The 17,084-nt window shown below is 72.9% G+C and carries 13 protein-coding genes and 1 pseudogene; 8 read left to right on the forward strand and 6 right to left on the reverse strand.

What is annotated here, in order from left to right; all coding sequences use genetic code 11:
* Together ABD296_RS28735 and ABD296_RS28740 are read right to left on the reverse strand one after the other, a co-directional pair.
* Window positions 1-629: pseudogene (locus tag ABD296_RS28735) on the reverse strand (hypothetical protein); the annotation flags it as partial.
* An 89-nt stretch (window positions 630-718) separates the two neighbouring features.
* Window positions 719-2,266, reverse strand: a complete 1,548-nt coding sequence (locus ABD296_RS28740; protein ID WP_344273833.1) for an AMP-binding protein — start codon at window positions 2,264-2,266, stop codon at window positions 719-721.
* 256 nt (window positions 2,267-2,522) lie between these two features.
* Here ABD296_RS28740 and ABD296_RS28745 point away from each other — a divergent pair, with 256 nt between their 5' ends.
* Window positions 2,523-4,640, forward strand: coding sequence for a hypothetical protein (locus ABD296_RS28745; RefSeq protein WP_344273837.1), 2,118 nt, complete (start codon window positions 2,523-2,525; stop codon window positions 4,638-4,640).
* Complete coding sequence (locus ABD296_RS28750) at window positions 4,637-6,034, forward strand: extracellular solute-binding protein (protein WP_344273839.1); 1,398 nt, start codon at window positions 4,637-4,639, stop codon at window positions 6,032-6,034. Before ABD296_RS28745 ends, ABD296_RS28750 begins: the two co-directional genes overlap by 4 nt.
* On the opposite strand, the gene ABD296_RS28755 is transcribed toward ABD296_RS28750, so the two are convergent.
* Window positions 6,031-6,645: an SACE_7040 family transcriptional regulator gene (locus ABD296_RS28755; RefSeq protein WP_344273842.1), complete on the reverse strand. Its 615-nt coding sequence runs from the start codon at window positions 6,643-6,645 to the stop codon at window positions 6,031-6,033. The genes ABD296_RS28750 and ABD296_RS28755 overlap by 4 nt on opposite strands.
* 76 nt (window positions 6,646-6,721) lie before the next feature.
* On the opposite strand from ABD296_RS28755, the gene ABD296_RS28760 reads away from it, so the two are divergent.
* The 5 genes from ABD296_RS28760 (at window position 6,722) to ABD296_RS28780 (ending at window position 13,596) form a co-directional block, all read left to right on the forward strand.
* On the forward strand, window positions 6,722-8,335 hold the full coding sequence (locus ABD296_RS28760) for a carboxyl transferase domain-containing protein (RefSeq protein WP_344273846.1): 1,614 nt from the start codon (window positions 6,722-6,724) through the stop codon (window positions 8,333-8,335).
* Window positions 8,336-8,343: 8 nt separating this feature from the next.
* Complete coding sequence (locus tag ABD296_RS28765) at window positions 8,344-10,278, forward strand: acetyl/propionyl/methylcrotonyl-CoA carboxylase subunit alpha (RefSeq protein WP_344273849.1); 1,935 nt, start codon at window positions 8,344-8,346, stop codon at window positions 10,276-10,278.
* Entirely contained in the window at window positions 10,275-11,201 is a 927-nt protein-coding gene (locus ABD296_RS28770; protein ID WP_344273852.1) for a hydroxymethylglutaryl-CoA lyase, read from the forward strand. The genes ABD296_RS28765 and ABD296_RS28770 overlap by 4 nt, the downstream gene beginning before the upstream one ends.
* A gap of 5 nt (window positions 11,202-11,206) precedes the next feature.
* Window positions 11,207-12,355 carry an acyl-CoA dehydrogenase family protein gene (locus ABD296_RS28775; protein ID WP_344273855.1) on the forward strand — a complete coding sequence of 383 codons (1,149 nt, stop codon included), beginning with the start codon at window positions 11,207-11,209 and terminating at the stop codon, window positions 12,353-12,355.
* A gap of 146 nt (window positions 12,356-12,501) precedes the next feature.
* Complete coding sequence (locus ABD296_RS28780; protein WP_344273858.1) at window positions 12,502-13,596, forward strand: M48 family metalloprotease; 1,095 nt, start codon at window positions 12,502-12,504, stop codon at window positions 13,594-13,596.
* A 22-nt stretch (window positions 13,597-13,618) separates the two neighbouring features.
* Here the strand turns inward: ABD296_RS28780 and ABD296_RS28785 are convergent, their stop codons facing one another.
* On the reverse strand, window positions 13,619-14,065 hold the full coding sequence (locus tag ABD296_RS28785; RefSeq protein ID WP_344273860.1) for a MarR family winged helix-turn-helix transcriptional regulator: 447 nt from the start codon (window positions 14,063-14,065) through the stop codon (window positions 13,619-13,621).
* A gap of 14 nt (window positions 14,066-14,079) precedes the next feature.
* Complete coding sequence (locus ABD296_RS50665) at window positions 14,080-14,631, reverse strand: MFS transporter (RefSeq protein ID WP_407061522.1); 552 nt, start codon at window positions 14,629-14,631, stop codon at window positions 14,080-14,082.
* A 125-nt stretch (window positions 14,632-14,756) separates the two neighbouring features.
* Between ABD296_RS50665 and ABD296_RS28795 the strand changes: the two genes are divergently transcribed.
* Window positions 14,757-15,455 carry a class I SAM-dependent methyltransferase gene (locus tag ABD296_RS28795; protein WP_344273866.1) on the forward strand — a complete coding sequence of 233 codons (699 nt, stop codon included), beginning with the start codon at window positions 14,757-14,759 and terminating at the stop codon, window positions 15,453-15,455.
* 16 nt (window positions 15,456-15,471) lie between these two features.
* On the opposite strand, the gene ABD296_RS28800 is transcribed toward ABD296_RS28795, so the two are convergent.
* Window positions 15,472-16,905: a hypothetical protein gene (locus tag ABD296_RS28800; RefSeq protein WP_344273869.1), complete on the reverse strand. Its 1,434-nt coding sequence runs from the start codon at window positions 16,903-16,905 to the stop codon at window positions 15,472-15,474.
* Between the last annotated feature and the right edge of the window lie 179 nt (window positions 16,906-17,084).

Genomic DNA, 17,084 nt, shown 5'->3' on the forward strand with positions numbered 1-17,084 from the left:
CGGGCGGCGGCCTCCCCGGCCTCGGCGGCGTCCGCGCGGGCGCGTGCGGACGCGGTCTCGCGCCAGGCGGCCTCGGCCTGCTGCTGCGATGCGTCGCGCTCCCGCTGCGCGATCGCGATCTCCCCGGCCGCGTCGGCGCGGGCGTCGGCGACGCGCCGCTCGACGCCGGCGACGCCCAGCTCGGAGACCAGCGATCCGGCGAGCCGGTCGGCGACGGACTCCAGCCGCTCCACCATCTCCCACGTCCACGCGACCTGGCCGGTGAGGCCGGGCGCGTCCCGGGCGCGTTCGCGGTTCTCGTGCGCGGCCCGCTCGCACGCGCCGTCGGTGTCCTGGCAGTAGCGGACGGTGCGGGCACCGCGCACCGGCTGCGGTACGGGCCTGCCGCAGCCGGCGCAGGGCCAGGCCGAGACCGGGTCACCGAGGCGCGCGGGCGCGTAGGCAAGCGCGGCGTCCGCCGGTCGGGCGACGGGCTGGGTCACGGCCGACGCCCCTTCCGGCGACGGAGCCTGACCGGAGTGGGCGGGGTCGGTGGGGAAGCCGGTGTCGGTGATCACGGGAAGGTCGGTCAAGGTCGGGGCGGCAGGCTGCGGGGGGCTGCCGAACGGGGCGACCTTCTGGTCTTCCATGTGCGGTTGTACGGGGCGCAACGGCGGAACGTTCGACGGTCACGCCGGCGACTTGCGGCGCCCCTCCCCCGCGCGCCCCCCGAAACCGCCTAGCCCGCCTGTTCCCGCAGGTAGGCGTCGCGCACACGGCTACGGCTGAGCTTTCCCGAGGGGGTGCGCGGCAGCGACGCGCGGAACTCCAGCCGGCGCGGATGCTTGAGCCGCGCCAGCCGGGGCCCGCAGTGCGCGAGCAGTTCGGCGGCGAGCCCGTCGCCGGCGACGGCGTCCTGCGCGGGCTCGACGAGGGCGACGGCGCGCTGCCCCCAGTCCTCGTCCGGGACGCCGATGACGACGACGTCGCCGACGGCGGGATGCTGGAGCAGCACGGACTCGATCTCGGCCGGGTAGATGTTCACGCCGCCGGAGATGATGAGGTCGGTGCGGCGGTCGCTCATGTACAGCCAGCCGTCCTCGTCGAGGTGGCCGAGGTCGCCCGGGGTGTAGAACTCGCCGCGCATGGCGGCGGCGGTCTTGTCCGGGTCGCCGTGGTACTCGAAGCCCGGCTGGCCGCTCGCATAGATCAGGCCGGTCTCCCCCGGCGGCAGCTCGGTCCCCTCCGGGTCGAGGATCTTGATCTGGACGCCCTCGACGGCGCGGCCGACCGTCCCCGGGTGGGCGAGCCAGTCGTGCGGGGCGGCGACGACGACGGCGCCGCTCTCGGTGGAGCCGTAGTACTCGTAGAGGACGGGCCCCCACCAGTCCATCATCCGCTGTTTGGTCTCGACCGGGATCGGCGCCGCGCTGTGGTAGACCTGCCGCAGCGACGACAGGTCGTAGCGGGCGCGGACGTCGTCGGGCAGCGCGAGCATGCGGTGGAACATGGTCGGCACCATGAAGGAGTTGGTGACGCCGTGCCGCTGGATCAGCTCGAGCGTGTGCTCGGGCCGGAACCGGGACGCGACGACGACCGCGTGACCGAGGCTGAGGGCCATCATCGCGTGGACGCAGGGCGCGGAGTGGTAGAGCGGCCCGATCGCGAGATGCACCTCGTCGCCCGGTACCAGCCGCAGGTGGGTCGCGAGCGTCTGCCGCATGACGTCGAAGAGCAGTTCCGGCGGCACGTCCAGCAGGGGACGCCGCACGCCCTTCGGCCGTCCGGTGGTCCCGGACGTGTAGAGCATGATCGAGCCCATCCGGCGCTTGGCCGGCGGTGAGGCGCTGCCGGACGCGCACAGCGCGGCCATGGAGCGGTAGCCCTCGGCGGGGTCGACGCTGACGCGCAGTTCGGCGGCCATCCCGGCGCCGTCGGCGGCGCCGGTGACGATCGGCGCGAACGCCCTCTCGGTCACGACGGCCTTGGCGCCGCAGTCGGCGAGGATGTAGCCGATCTCGGGCGCGGTCAAATGCCGGCTGACCGGGACGATGTAGAGGCCGGACTGCATCGCCGCCAGCAGCACGGTGAGGAACTCGGGGCGGTTGCCGAGGACGGTCGCGACCGGGTCGCCGGGGCGCAGGCCGAGCCCGTCCAGCGCGTTCGACAGGCGGTTCACCTCGGCGTGCAGCTCACCGTAGGACACCGGTACGCCGGGGGCCGAGATCGCCAAGCGGTCCGGGTCGTTGCTCGCGATCTCGTAGAAGCCGACGCCCTCGACGCCCATACGGGACTCCTCTGCTGCGGGTCGGAAGGCCAGGTGACCTTTCACCCCATATGACCCACCGGCACGTCGGCGCGTCAAGGTTCTGGACGGCCCGCAATCCGGCCCCGCCCGGCCCGCGGCGCACGCGCACCTGCGTAAGGGACATCGGCCGGTCCCGGCCCCGGCGGTCCACCTGACCGTGCCCGTTCCGCTACGTATCATGAAGTGTCAGATCCGGGGGGCCGACGGACCTAGACCGACGCGGTGATGGGAACCGATGACAGAACCGCCCGGGGGCGAGCGATCCCGACCTCCCGAACGCCGCATCGCCGGCATCCGGGCCGACCATCTCCTGCAGGCGATCTTCATCGAGCTGTGCTCGGGCGTGATCGTCGGCGTGCTGGCCAAGCTGGTCCACGACGTGTCGTGGACCAGCACACTGATCGTTCCCGGGGCGGTCGTGCTGGCGACGGTGGGGCTGGTCGTGCTGTTCCCCGCGGCGGCGCGCAGGGCGCTGGAGTGGCTGGCGAAGAAGTGGAACGGCGCGGCGGTCGCCTGGACGCTGGCGGGCGGCGCGGTGATGGCGCTCGTCGTCGGGGCCACCGCCGGGGTGAACGACCTGCGCGAGCAGGTCGGCGGCTGCGGGCAGCCGCTCGAGCTGCGGGTGCTCGCCCCGCCGGAGGCGCTCACGCCGCTGCGCGCCGCCGCGAACGAGTTCGCCGACGAGGGCGAGAGCCGCGGCTGCCGCCGGTACGGCATCACGGTCGTCCCCGACTCGGGGCCCGTCCCGCTGTACGACGCGTTCCGGCGGCTGTGGCGGCGCAGCGGGCAGGCCGACGAGCCGCACGCCGACGACGAGCAGCTGTTCGGCCCGCAGCCCGACATCTGGATCCCCTCCTCGACGGCGGAGTTCGACTACGTGCCGAAGACGCCCGGCCAGGTCGGCGGCACGAAGGGCACGGCGCTCGGTGCCGGCGGCGGCGGGGGCGGCGCCGCGGAGCGTCCGGCCGAGGGCGACCCGTACTTCGTCCCGCGCGGGTCGCTCGGTACGTCGCCGCTGGTGCTGGCGCTGTTCACCAGGGCGCACGAGTCGGTCGCCGATCCGACCGCCGCGCCGATCTCGCCGAGCACGGCCGCACTGCTGCGGCGGTTCGCGGACGCGGGCGTGGACCTGCACGCGATCGCCCGGCCCGTCCCGGAGACGTCGGCGGCGGCGCTCGCGGTGACGCCCGCGCTCTACGGCTCGACGCAGGGCGACGACAACAGCGGGGACGAGCGGTTCGCCGAGCCCGCGAACCTGGTGGCACCGGACGGGGTGTCGCTGCTGTGCCGGTTCCGGCAGGAGGCGGCAGCGGGGAACGCCGGGCCGCCGGACGACATCGCCGTGGCCGTGCCCGAACAGGTCCTGTACGACTACGACATGGGCCGGCCCCTCGGCGACCGGTGCGGCGGCGTCGACGCCGACGACCCCTCCTACGCCAAGTGGGTCCTGCACCCGTACTACGCGACGGACCTGCCGACGCTCAACTACCCGTTCGTCCAGGTGCGGTGGCGCGGGCAGGACACCGAGGCGCGGAACACCGCGGTCACCGAGTTCCACGACTGGCTCGTCCGGCATCCGCTGACGATGCAGGGGTTCCGCGACGGCAGCGGCTACGTGCCGTCCGCGCGCGAGGGCGACACCCGGCACTACTACCTGTCCCGCCTGCAGAGCGCGGCCGGCGGCGACCTGATACCGAACGAGGTGTCGCTCGATCCACCGAAAGGGGTGCGGGAGACGCTCACCGCGATCGGCGCGGCGCGTCCGCGGGTGTCGGTGTCGCTGATGCTGGACGTGTCGGGCTCGATGGGCGGCGCGGCGCGGTCCGGCGGCGGGTCGCGGCTGGCGCAGGGGACGTCGTTCTTGCAGAGCCTGGTGTCGCAACTGCAGACCAACGACCGCGCCGGGTTGCAGGTGTCGTCGGCGACGGCGTCGCCGACCGGCGCCGGCACGTTCGGGAACGTTCCGCGGGACGCCGCCTCCCCGGACCAGAAGAACCTGATCACGGGCCGCTTGCAGGCGGTCGCGTCGGGCGGCGGCGACCAGGCGCTCAGCGACGCGATCGCGGCGGCCGACACCGGTTCCGGCAAGGAGGACCTCGTGCTGGTCACCGACGGCCAGGTGCCGAGGACCAACCCCCACCTGGCCTCGCGGGCGTCCTGGCTCGCGGGCGACTTCCGCCGCAGGCACCCGGACCTGCGGCTGACGGTGGTGCTCACCGGGCCGGTGGGCTGCGACGCCTCCCCCGTCAGTGAGATCGTCGCGGCGCTCGGGGCGAAGGGAAAGGGCTGCGTGCCGCTGACGGACGCACCGGTGGACGAGCAGGCCGCGCAACTGCTGTCGGAGCTGCGATGACGGGCGCGCGGGTGCCGGCGGGCGTGCGCGGAGCGGCCCGCCGGATCGTGCCGCACACCCGGACGGCCTGGGCGTGCTTCGCCGGCGGCGCGGCGCTGGTGCTGGTCGCGGCGCTCGTCGTGCACTGGTGGCCCGGCACCGCCTACCCGGCGATGCGGGCCGACTGCCACCGCTCGGAGCTGTTCGTCGCCGGCGGGACGGACGTCAGCCTGAAGAACCAGCGGCGCGCGCTGATCCGGCAGTGGAACAACGAGCGGTACCCGGACGGGCGGCCGCATCCGCACGCCACGATGGTGGAGGTGTCGGACTCCACCGACCTGCAGCACAGCCAGATCAAGGCGGTCGAGGAGTCGCACGGGTGCGCCTACGACGTGCTCATCACGGACAACACGTGGACGGCGGAGTTCGCCGACGCGGGCTACCTGCGCCCGCTCGACCGCATCGACGACCTGGACGACTTCTTCCCCGCCGCGCTGAAGACGGGCAGCCGGCACGGCACCCAGTACGCCGTCCCGTTCAACGTGGACGTGGGGCTGCTGTACTACGCGGCGGGCGTGACGCCGCCGACCGCGTGGCCCGAGATGCTCGATTCCGGCGTCACGCTGCAGCTCGCCGACCGCGAGGTGCTGACGGTGAACGCGCTGGAGGCGGTGTGGAACGACGGCGGCGGTTCGCACCTCGTCCTCACCGGCGAGGACCGTCCCAGTAAGAAGGACCTGCGCGAGAAGGTGTACCCGGCGCTCGAACGCCTCGCCCCCTACGCGCGCGGATCGCTCAAGCCGTCGCGGCAGTACGAGGAGCAGGAGAGCATCGAGGCGTTCGCGGGCGGGGCGCGGCTGATGCGCAACTGGCCGTACGCGTTCTCGGCGCTGGCGTCCGAGCCGCGGATGCGCACGGGCTCAGCCCTGCGGTTCGGGGTGACGGCGCTGCCCGGCCACGACGTCCTCGGCGGCCAGAACCTCGCCGTGTCCAGGTACTCCCCGAATCCGGAGGGGGCGGCCGATCTCGTGGCGTTCCTCAGCGGGACGTCGAGCCAGCGGCTGCTGTTCTCCTGCGGCGGTTTCGCCCCGGCCCGGTACTCGGCGCTCGGCCTGTCGCCCGGGCACAGCGGGCCGGCCGACGTGAAGGCGCAGACGTGCTCGACGCTCACCGGGCAGCAGCTCGGGCCGGGCGAGGCCGACCTGCCCGACCAGGCGCAGCTGACCCGGCTGGGCCAGGCGATCGTGACGGCGCTGGCGCGGGCCCGGCCCCGTCCGGTGACGCCGCACTACAGCACATTCACCAGCACGTTCCGGGGGTGCGTGCAGAAGATCTTCGACAACGCCGGGACGGACGCCGACGCGTTCGCCGAGGCCGTCGACCGCTCTTTGGACGGCCGCAGCGCGTCCTGCTAGCCGGCCGACTCCAGGGCGGCGCGGGCCATGGTGTGCAGGAGGTCGCCCATCGCGTCGCGGCCGAGGCGGGCGGCGCTGCGCGGGGTGGAGTTGAGCAGGCCGAAGCAGGCGTGGACGGCCGCGCGCGTCCGCTCGTCGGGCAGGCCGGGGCGCAGCCGCCGCAGCACGGCCACCCACTCCTCCACGTAGGCGCGCTGCAGCCGCCGGACCTCGCGGCGCTGCGGCTCGGGGACGTTGTCGAGTTCGCGCTCGTGGACGGTGATGAGCGCGGGGTTGTCCAGCGAGAACGCGATGTGCCAGCGCAGCAGCGCGTCGAGGGCCCGGCCGGGGTCGGGGTCGGCGGCGCGGCGGACGCCCTCGGCGTGCAGCCGCTCGCTGATGTCGACGAGCATCTCGGCGAGGACGGCCTCCTTGCCGCTGAAGTGCCGGTAGAGGGCGGGGCCGGTGAGCCCGACGGCCCGTCCGACGTCGCCGATGGACGCCCCGTGGTAGCCGCGCCGGGCGAACAGCTCGGCCGCGGCGGCGAGGATCTCGGCGCGGCGCGGGTTCACCGCGGCGAGGGGCGGCCCGGCGGCCGGGTCGCCGGGCGCCGCGGCCGGGTAGGAGGTCATGGGAGGAGTCTAGACTAGAGTTGTTAATGGGCATTAACATCGGCGTTGTTAACGAGCATTAACAGGGAAGGGGACCATGACCGGACCCGAGATCGGCAGCCGCGCCGACGTCGCCGGCGAGGCGTTCAAGGCGAGCGCCGCGCGCAACGAGGCGCTGGTCGCCGAGCTGCGCGACCGCGTCGACCGGGCCGGGCGCGGCGGTCCCGAGCGGGCCCGCGAGCGGCACGTGGCCCGCGGCAAGCTGCTCCCCCGCGACCGGGTCGACACGCTGCTCGACCCCGGCTCGCCGTTCCTGGAGCTGTCCCCGCTGGCCGCGAACGGGATGTACGGCGACGAGGCGCCGGGCGCCGGGATCATCACCGGCGTCGGCCGGGTGTCCGGCCGCGAGTGCGTGGTCGTCGCCAACGACGCCACCGTGAAGGGCGGGACGTACTACCCGGTCACGGTCAAGAAGCACCTGCGCGCGCAGGAGGTGGCCCTGCACAACCGGCTGCCCTGCGTCTACCTGGTCGACTCCGGCGGCGCGTTCCTGCCCCGCCAGGACGAGGTGTTCCCCGACCGCGAGCATTTCGGCCGCATCTTCTACAACCAGGCGACCATGTCCGGGCGCGGCATCCCGCAGATCGCGGCGGTCATGGGCTCGTGCACGGCGGGCGGCGCCTACGTCCCGGCGATGAGCGACGAGGCGGTGATCGTCCGGGGCCAGGGCACGATCTTCCTCGGCGGCCCGCCGCTGGTGAAGGCCGCGACCGGCGAGGTCGTCACGGCCGAGGAGCTGGGCGGCGGCGAGCTGCACTCCCGCACGTCCGGCGTGACCGACCACCTCGCCGAGGACGACGCGCACGCGCTGCGGATCGTCCGCGACATCGTCGGCACGCTCGGCCCGCGCGAGCCGCGCCCGTGGGACGTGGCGCCGTCGGAGGCGCCGGCGGTCGACCCGGCGGAGCTGTACGGGGTCGTCCCGCCCGATCCGCGCACCCCGTACGACGTGCGCGAGGTGATCGCGCGGATCGTGGACGGCAGCCGGTTCCAGGAGTTCAAGAAGGAGTACGGCGCGACGCTCGTCACCGGGTTCGCGCGGATCCACGGGCACCCGGTCGGGATCATCGCCAACAACGGGATCCTGTTCAGCGAGTCGGCGCAGAAGGGCGCGCACTTCATCGAGCTGTGCGACCGGCGCAGCGTCCCGCTCGTCTTCCTGCAGAACATCACCGGTTTCATGGTCGGCCGCGAGTACGAGGCGGGCGGCATCGCCAAGCACGGCGCGAAGATGGTCACGGCGGTGTCGTGCGCGCGCGTCCCCAAGTTCACGGTCGTGATCGGCGGGTCGTTCGGCGCGGGCAACTACGCGATGTGCGGCCGGGCGTATTCGCCGCGTTTCCTGTGGATGTGGCCGAACGCCCGCATCTCGGTCATGGGCGGCGAGCAGGCCGCGAGCGTGCTGGCGACGGTCCGCCGCGACCAGATGGACGCGCGGGGCGAGGAGTGGCCGGCCGAGGACGAGGAGGCATTCAAAGCGCCGATCCGCGACCAGTACGAGGCGCAGGGCAACCCGTACTACTCGACGGCCCGGCTGTGGGACGACGGGGTGATCGACCCGCTCGACACCCGACGCGTCCTCGGCCTCGGGCTGTCCGCCGCCGCCAACGCACCGCTGGAGCCGGTCGGCTACGGCGTCTTCCGGATGTGAGGGGCTTGATGTTCGACAGCGTCCTGGTCGCCAACCGGGGTGAGATCGCCGTCCGCGTCTTCCGCACGCTGCGGCGGCTCGGGATCCGCTCGGTGGCCGTCCACACGGATGCCGACGCGGGCGCCCGCCATGTGCGCGAGGCCGACGAGGCGCTCCGCATCCCGTCCTACCTCGACATCGACGCGGTCATCGGCGCCGCGCGGACGTCGGGCGCGGCAGCCGTCCACCCGGGCTACGGGTTCCTCGCCGAGAACACCGCGTTCGCGCAGGCCTGCACCGATGCCGGGCTGGTGTTCATCGGGCCGCCCGCGTCCGCGATCGAGGCGATGGGCGACAAGATCCGCGCGAAGCGGACGGTCGCGGCGGCCGGTGTCCCGGTCGTCCCCGGACGGGACGAACCGGGCCTGTCGGACGCCGAGCTGGAGGCCGCCGCGCTGGAGGTCGGGCTCCCGGTGCTGCTCAAGCCGTCGGCGGGCGGCGGCGGCAAGGGCATGCGGCTCGTCCGGGACGCGGCGGACCTGCCGGACGCGATCGCGTCCGCCCGCCGCGAGGCGCGCGGCTCGTTCGGCGACGACACCCTGCTCGCCGAGCGGTTCGTGGAGAACCCCCGGCACATCGAGATCCAGGTGTTCGCCGACACCCGCGGCAACGCCGTCCACCTGGGCGAGCGCGAGTGCAGCCTGCAGCGCCGGCACCAGAAGATCGTCGAGGAGGCGCCGTCGCCGCTGCTGGACGAGGCGTCCCGCGCGCGGATGGGCGCCGCCGCCGTCGCCGCCGCGCAGGCCGTCGGGTACGTGGGCGCGGGGACGGTCGAGTACATCGTGTCCGCCGACCGCCCGGACGAGTTCTTCTTCATGGAGATGAACACCCGGCTCCAGGTCGAGCACCCCGTCACCGAGCTGGTCACCGGCCTCGACCTGGTCGAACTCCAGTTGCGCGTCGCGGCCGGCGAGCCGCTGCCGTTCGGGCAGGACGGCGTCCGGCTCGACGGCCACGCGATCGAGGCGCGCGTCTACGCCGAGGACCCGGCGCGCGGCTTCCTGCCGACCGGCGGCACCGTGCTCGCGCTCGAAGAGCCGGACGTCCGCGTCGACTCCGGCCTCGACGTCGGGACGGAGGTCGGCGGGTCCTACGACCCGATGCTGGCGAAGGTGATCGTCCACGGCGCCGACCGCACCGAGGCGCTGCACCGCCTCGACCGCGCGCTCGCGCACTACACGCTGCTGGGCGTGCCGACGAACGTGGCGTTCCTGCGTGCGCTGCTCAAGCACCCGTCCGTCGCGTCCGGCGATCTCGACACCGGCCTGGTGGAGCGGGCGCTGGACGAGCTGACCTCGGGCGACGGCGTGCCGCCGGAGGTGCTCGCCGCCGCCGCGCTCGACCGGATGCTCGCCCTCGAACCCGCCGACGACGACCCGTGGGCGGTCCCGGACGGCTGGCGGCCCGGCGCGCACGCCTGGACGCCGTGGATCATCACCCCGTCCGGCGGCGAGCCCGTCGAGGTCCGCGTGCAGGGCCGCGCCGCGTCCGCACGGGTCGTCATCGGGGACGGGGAGCCGGTGGCGGCCTCGCTGTCCGGCTCGACCCTGACCTACGGCGGACGGACCGTCTCGTTCACCGCCGCCCGCGACGGGCACACGCTGTGGCTCGGCCGCGACGGCCGGGCCTGGGCGCTCGCCGAGCACGTGCGCGCGGAGGGCGGCGCCGCGTCCGCCGTGTCCGGCGACGGCGTGCTGCGCAGCCCGATGCCCGGCACCGTCCTGGCCGTCAAGGTCGGCGAGGGCGACCGGGTGGACGAGGGCCAGCCGCTCGTCGTCGTCGAGGCGATGAAGATGGAGCACACCGTCACCGCGCCGCGCGCCGGTGTCGTGGCGCAACTGCCGGCCCGCGCGGGCGCCCAGGTCGCCCTGGACGCCGTGCTGGCCGTGATCGAGGAGGCATGATGGCGACACCGCTGCCCGGGCTGCCCGAGCGGGTCACGATCTACGAGGTCGGGCCGCGGGACGGGCTGCAGAACGAGAAGGCGGTCGTCCCGGTCGAGGTGAAGGCGGAGTTCGTCACCCGGCTCGCCCGCGCGGGGCTCACCACGATCGAGACGACCAGCTTCGTGCACCCGAAATGGGTGCCGCAACTCGCCGACGCCGAGGAGCTGCTCGGCGTCCTCCCCCGCTCCGGGGACGTCCGCTATCCGGTGCTCGTCCCGAACGAGCGTGGCCTGGACCGGGCTCTCGCCAACGGCATCACCGAGATCGCCATCTTCGGCAGCGCCACCGAGACGTTCGCCCGCCGCAACCTCAACCGCACCGTGGACGAGTCGCTCGCCATGTTCGCGCCCGTCGTGGAACGCGCGCGCGCCGAGGGGCTGTGGGTGCGCGCCTACGTGTCGATGGCGTGCGGCGACCCGTGGGAGGGCGACGTCCCGATCGAGCAGGTCGTGTCCGTCGCGTCCCGGCTGATGGACCTCGGCTGCTCCCAGCTCAGCATCGGCGACACCATCGGCGTCGGCACGCCCGGCCACGTCACCGCGCTGATCGAGGCGATGGCCGCGGCGGGCATCGGCACCGACCGGCTCGCCGTGCACTTCCACGACACCTACGGGCAGGCGCTCGCCAACACCCTCGCCGCGCTGCGCGCCGGCGTCACCGTCGTGGACGCCTCGACGGGCGGCCTCGGCGGCTGCCCGTACGCCGAGAGCGCCACCGGCAACCTGCCCACCGAGGACCTCGTCTGGATGCTGAACGGCCTCGGCGTCGAAACGGGCGTCGACCTCGACGAACTGGTCGCCACCAGCCGCTGGATGGCCGGGCGGCTCGGCCGTCCGAGCCCGTCCCGCGTCGTCCAGGCCCTGTCACCGAAAACGGAGTAACCCTGATGATCGACTTCAAGCTCACCGACGAGCAGGAGGAGCTGCGGCGCACCGTCGAGCGGTTCGCGCGCGAGACCGTGGCCCCGGTGATCGGGGACCTGTACGAGCGCGGCGAGTTCCCGTACGAGATCGTCGCGGCGATGGGCAAGATGGGGCTGTTCGGGCTGCCGTTCCCCGAGGAGCACGGCGGCATGGGCGGCGACTACTTCGCGCTCTGCCTGGCGCTGGAGGAGCTGGCGCGGGTCGACTCGTCCGTGGCGATCACGCTGGAGGCGGGCGTCTCGCTCGGCGCGATGCCGATCTACCGGTTCGGGTCGGACGAGCAGAAGACGCGCTGGCTGCCGGTGCTGACGTCCGGTGAGAAGCTCGCCGGGTTCGGGCTGACCGAGCCCGGCGGCGGCTCCGACGTCCCCGGCGGCATGCGCACCACGGCCCGGCTGGACGGCGACTCGTGGGTGATCAACGGGTCGAAGGCGTTCATCACCAACTCCGGCACCGACATCACCGCGTTCGTGACCGTCACCGCGTTCACCGGCGACGGCGAGATCTCCACGATCATCGTGCCGAGCGGCACGCCCGGCTTCACCGTCGGCCGCAAGTACTCCAAGGTCGGCTGGTCGTCGTCGGACACCCGCGAGCTGTCGTTCGACGACGTCCGCGTCCCGGCGGAGAACCTCGTCGGCGAGCGCGGCCGGGGCTACGCGCAGTTCCTGCGGATCCTGGACGAGGGCAGGATCGCGATCGCCGCGCTGTCGGTGGGCCTGGCGCAGGGCTGCGTGGACGAGTGCCTCCGCTACGCCGGCGAGCGGCAGGCGTTCGGCAAGGAGATCGGCCGCTACCAGGCGATGCAGTTCAAGATCGCCGACATGGAGGTCCGCGCGCACACGGCCCGCCTCGCCTACTACGCGGCGGCGGCGAAGATGCTGGCGGGCGAGCCGTTCAAGAAGGAGGCGGCGATCGCCAAGCTCGTCGCGTCCAACGCGGCGATGGACAACGCCCGCGACGCCACGCAGGTCTTCGGCGGCTACGGCTTCATGAACGAGTACGCCGTCGGCCGCTTCTACCGGGACGCGAAGATCCTGGAGGTCGGCGAGGGCACCTCGGAGGTCCAGCGCATGCTGATCGCCCGCGCCCTCGGCCTGCCGCCGTCCTGACGGCCCGGCCGCAGAGCGGTTCCGCGGAGAAGCGGACACGGCGCGGCGGCCGATTCGGCCATCTCGTATGGGCCCAATATCAACTGGACAGGAATGGCTCGCGAGCCGCGGGTAGGCATGGCGCCGTGATAGCGATACTCATTGCGGTGCTCTTACCCGTGGCTCTCGGCTGGTACGCCCGGCGAGTGGAACGCGGCGAGGGCCCGGCCGAAGAGAAAATGCACCGGATCCAGCGGGCGTCCATCGCCGGAACGCTGCCGTTCCCGGCTCTGTGCGCCGCGGCGGTCGTCGAACTGAAAGCCGAGGGCCTGATTCATCTCCGGCACGGCGATCACGGCACGCAAAGCCCCGTCCTCGCCGTGCTGTTGTTCGTCGTCTTCGCCATTGAGCTGGCCGGCCTGCTCGCCGCCGTCCAGCCTGTTCGCGCTCGCCTGCGGGGCGTGGAATGGCGTCCAGGGCAGGCACTGAGCCGCCTGCTGCGCCTTTCGGCGGTGATGATGCTGCCGGGCCTGCTCTGGCTGGCGGCACTGCGTCCCATCATGTGGCTTTCGGCCCGTCTGCCGATGGCGTTCGCCGCCTTCCTGGGCCTCTGGACGGTCCTGTTCGTGCTCATTTCGCCGCTGATGATGCGCCTGGCCCTCAAGACCCGGCGAATGGACCCGGAACGGCGCGAGCGGCTTCTCGCGCTGTGCCGCGAGCAGGGCGTGCGGATCGCCGACGTCCGGGTGCTGGACACCGGAGCCGAACGGCTCGGGAACGCCATGGCGTCCGGCGTCCTCCCTCGCTGGCGTTACGTGCTGATCTCCGACCGGCTGCTCGACGAGCTGGACTCCGAGGAACTCGCGGCGGTCCTCTCCCACGAGGTCGCGCACATCCGCAAGAAGCACCAGCTGATCAAGGTGGGCTGCTACATCGGGTCCATCGCCGTTCTGACGCTGGCGCTCGCGGGCCTGCGGGCGGCGGGGCTCCCGCACGCGGTGACGAGCACGCTGTCGCTGCTGGCGGTGCCCGCGATCTTCCTCGTGCAGGGGCTCGCCGGGATCCGGATGGAGCGGGCCGCCGACGACTACGCGGCCCGGACCATCTCCAAGGAGGCGCTGCGCGGCGGCCTGGAGAAGCTCGCGAAGGCGAACGCGACGCGCCACCGCACGGGGCGCCTGTGGAACGTGTTCCAGCAGCATCCGGGCATGGACCAGCGGTTGCGGCGGCTGTCCGCCGGGTCCGGCGCGGCGGCGTCCTGACCCGGCCGCTCCGCCGCGCCGGTCACTCGACCAGGCGGTCCAGGACGGCGAACGCCTTCAGGACCGTCTGGCGCTCCTCCTCGGTGCAGCGGTCCTGCAGGGCGCGGCTCAGCCACTCGTCCCGGGCCTGGCGGGACCCCTCGACCCACTCGCGGCCGGCGTCGCTCGGCGTGACCAGCTGTCGGCGGCCGTCCTGCGGGTCGGGGTCGCGGCGGATCAGCCCGCGCTCCTCCAGCGCGGCGATCGTCGCGGCCATGGACTGCGGACGGACCCGTTCGGCCGCTGCCAGCCCGCTCGCGGTGGCCGCGCCGTCCTTGAGCAGTCGGCTGAGCACCGCCGTCTGCGACGGGGTGAGGTCGTGGCCGCCGCCGATCTCCCGCAGCCTGCGGCGCAGCCGGCTGAACACGATCCGGACCTCACGGGCGGCGCGGGCGGCCGACGGCGAGATGGCCTGCGCGGTGTCGTCCATGACACCATCCTAAGTTATTCAGGCCAAGCTGTCCAGTTTAAGCTGTCGAATTGCTTCGGGCCGGCGCCCGGCGAGCGCCACCACCACGGCCACCGGCACCGCGACCGCGACCAGCACGGACCCGGTCGCGGCCAGCGTACCGAGGGCGCCACACCGAGCGCGGGATCGCCAGCGGGCTGCCCGCCCCGATCAGCACCTGCACGGCGAACACCGTCCACAACGAACGCCACCGGGACGGTCATCGGCAGGAACGCCAGGCCCGCCTGCAGGGGCGTCAGGCCGCGCGCGTCCACCATCCACTGGGTCAGCGTGAAGCAGGCCGTAGTAGACGAGCTGCGACGCGACCGCCACGACCAGGTCGACGCGGATCCGCTCAGCCCGCGCGAGACCGCGAGCGCCAGCGCCGCGACCGGGATGTTCACCAGGAACACCGGCCGCCATCCGGCGAGCGACACCAGCGCGCCGCCGAGCACCGGCCCCGCCACGATGCCGAGGCCGGTGATCGAAACGAGCGCGCCGATCCGCCGGGACCGCTCGTCCGGGTCGGGGTAGAGGGCGGCGAGCAGATGGCCGCCCTCGGCCGCGGCGTCGCGCTCGTCCCCGAGATGGCCGTCCGCGGCGACGGCCGCCTGACCACGGGCCGGGTCCGCGCGCCTTGACGGCGGCGGGACGGCGCACCGACCATTCGATCATGGCAGCGCAAGGAGGCGACGCTATGGCGGGGACGGGAACGGCCGGGACGGGGCCCGGCGAGATCGCGCAGGACGGTTCGGCGGTCGAGTTCTACGCCGCGATGCCGCCGGACATCGCGAGCGCCGCGCTCGTCCATACGGCGATCCGGGCCGGCACGCCGATCCTGGAGTTGGGCGCGGGCGCCGGGCGGGTCACCCACCCCCTGCTCGACTTCGGCCACCCGGTGACGGCCGTGGACGACTCGGCCGCGATGCTGGCCCGCATCCAGGGTGCGCGCACCGTGTGCTCGCCGATCCAGGATCTGGACCTGCCTGACCGGTTCGGCTGCGTGCTGCTGATGTCGTACCTGGTCAACTACGGCGACCGGGACGCCCTCCTCGCGGCCTGCGGGCGGCACGTCCGGCCGGACGGCGTGGTCATCATGCAGCGCGAGACGCCCCGCTGGCACGCGGAGGCGGCCCCGCGCGAATGGGCCCACGACGGGGTCCAATACCGCATGACGGACGTCGAGCGCCCGGCGCCCGGGCTCGTCGTGGCGACGATCGAGTACCGGATGGGCGAGCGGCGCTGGACGCACTCGTTCACGTCCCGGCAGCTCGGCGACGACGAGCTCCCCACCGTTCTGGAGGCGGCGGGCCTGCGCTTCGACCGCTTCCTGGACGACGACGGCGGCTGGATCGCCGCCCGCCCCCTCTGACCCCTGCGGCCCGGCGTCAGCGCTCGGTGTTCTTGTAGGTCTTCGGCTTCATCCCCTTTCCGGGGAAGACGACGAGAAGATGCCGCTCGTTGGGAGGCTCGTCCATCAGGGTCTCGGGCGCCCGACGGCCGCGCACGTACACGCGGAGCCGGTAGTGACCCGGGCCGGCGACGGTCACGGCCGGGAAGGGCAGGGGGCCGTCCATCGCCGTCAGCAACGCGTGCCCCTTCGCGCTGTCGAATCCCACTTCGGCGACGCGTTCCCAGCCCTTGAGCGCGAGAGGCGGCGCCTTCTTGTAGGCGCGGACGGTCACGCACAGCCGGCTCTCGGTCCCGGTGATGACGGTGGCTTCGCCGTCGCCGCTCGCGACCAGGCCATCATGGACGGCTGCGCCGAGGGATTTCCCTGAGCTCCCTTCGTCGCCGACCAGGTAGCTGCTGCTCTCCCCGCCATCGATGACCCGCGTGGCCTGCCGGACGGGATGGAACCCCGCCGGAATGCCGCGCCGGCAGGTCGCCAATGCCTTCGCCACGTTCTGCTTGTACTGCGCGTGGAGGGCCGCTGTCGAGCGCTCCTGGGCTACTCGCCGTTCGTCCGCCGTCTCCGGGCACAGGTAGGCCATCTGCTGAATCGCCGGCGGGATGATGCCTCGCGGCATTCCTGCGCTCCACAGCGACTCTCCACGGCATGCACGCCGTCCGATTTCGATCTGTTCGCTGTCGGTAAGCAGGTCGCCATGCGGCGATCCGCCCCCATAGCCCAGGGTGTAACCACGAACGGAGCAGAGGAAGGCGATCTCCCTTTCACGCTGCGACAATTTCGCCATCACCTGCGTGAACGGCACCTTCCCTGACATGTCGGCGCGTTCGGCATGCCTGCAGTCGGCCCCGCTCGCGGCATAGCGGGGCGGCGTCTCCTGGTCGGCGGCGGCGCAGAGGACGAGTCCGGCGACGAGCGTCCCGCAGACCAGGCGAGGCATCCGAGGACCGGGCCGGTAGGTCGAAACGAGAATGAGGACCAGGGGCACCGCGCCGTACGCCCAGCGCACAGCCCCCCAGCCGCCCATCGGCAACCACAGACCAACGCATTGCTCCCCCCAGCGCGCCACGTCGTAGCCGTAGAGAGCCGGCTCGGCCAATGTCACGAATGCGAGCACCGCCGCCGTCGCCCAGCCGACGAACCGCCGCCGGACCATCAGCCACAAGAGGAAGGCCGGCAAAACGACCAGGATCGGCAAGCCGTGCAGCAGCCAGTATCCCGGAACGGACCAGAGTTCGGACTGGTGCGACCACCCCTGGCAGGCATCGGAAGCGATGACACTGAGATAGCCCTGGGCGCCCCTCTTCACGCCCAACAGTGAGATGACGACGCCCCTCACCGTCGGTTCTGCGGTAATGGCGACGGCGACGATCCATAACCGCATCTGCGTGCGCTGGCTCCAATGGGACATGGCCCCAGAACCCTAGTGAAGATCCACTCCCCCGGGGATGTTTCCGAGCAGAGCGCCCGGCGCCCACAGGGCCGGAGGCGCTCGCCCGACCGACCCCTCCTCGTCGACATAGCTTGACAGCTAAGGTTATTAGCCTTAGCTTGTAGCTAACATCATTAGCCAAGCAGGAGGGCCGCAGG

The organism is Actinomadura napierensis, from assembly GCF_039529375.1.
GTDB lineage: Bacteria > Actinomycetota > Actinomycetes > Streptosporangiales > Streptosporangiaceae > Spirillospora > Spirillospora napierensis.

Excerpts from the sequence above, each read along its gene's own strand:
- ABD296_RS28740 (WP_344273833.1), bottom strand. The coding sequence starts at position 2,266 with ATGGGCGTCGAGGGCGTCGGCTTCTACGAGATCGCGAGCAACGACCCG.
- ABD296_RS28745 (WP_344273837.1), top strand. The coding sequence starts at position 2,523 with ATGACAGAACCGCCCGGGGGCGAGCGATCCCGACCTCCCGAACGCCGC.
- ABD296_RS28750 (WP_344273839.1), top strand. The coding sequence starts at position 4,637 with ATGACGGGCGCGCGGGTGCCGGCGGGCGTGCGCGGAGCGGCCCGCCGG.
- ABD296_RS28755 (WP_344273842.1), bottom strand. The coding sequence starts at position 6,645 with ATGACCTCCTACCCGGCCGCGGCGCCCGGCGACCCGGCCGCCGGGCCG.
- ABD296_RS28760 (WP_344273846.1), top strand. The coding sequence starts at position 6,722 with ATGACCGGACCCGAGATCGGCAGCCGCGCCGACGTCGCCGGCGAGGCG.
- ABD296_RS28765 (WP_344273849.1), top strand. The coding sequence starts at position 8,344 with ATGTTCGACAGCGTCCTGGTCGCCAACCGGGGTGAGATCGCCGTCCGC.
- ABD296_RS28770 (WP_344273852.1), top strand. The coding sequence starts at position 10,275 with ATGATGGCGACACCGCTGCCCGGGCTGCCCGAGCGGGTCACGATCTAC.
- ABD296_RS28775 (WP_344273855.1), top strand. The coding sequence starts at position 11,207 with ATGATCGACTTCAAGCTCACCGACGAGCAGGAGGAGCTGCGGCGCACC.
- ABD296_RS28785 (WP_344273860.1), bottom strand. The coding sequence starts at position 14,065 with ATGGACGACACCGCGCAGGCCATCTCGCCGTCGGCCGCCCGCGCCGCC.
- ABD296_RS28795 (WP_344273866.1), top strand. The coding sequence starts at position 14,757 with ATGGCAGCGCAAGGAGGCGACGCTATGGCGGGGACGGGAACGGCCGGG.
- ABD296_RS28800 (WP_344273869.1), bottom strand. The coding sequence starts at position 16,905 with ATGTCCCATTGGAGCCAGCGCACGCAGATGCGGTTATGGATCGTCGCC.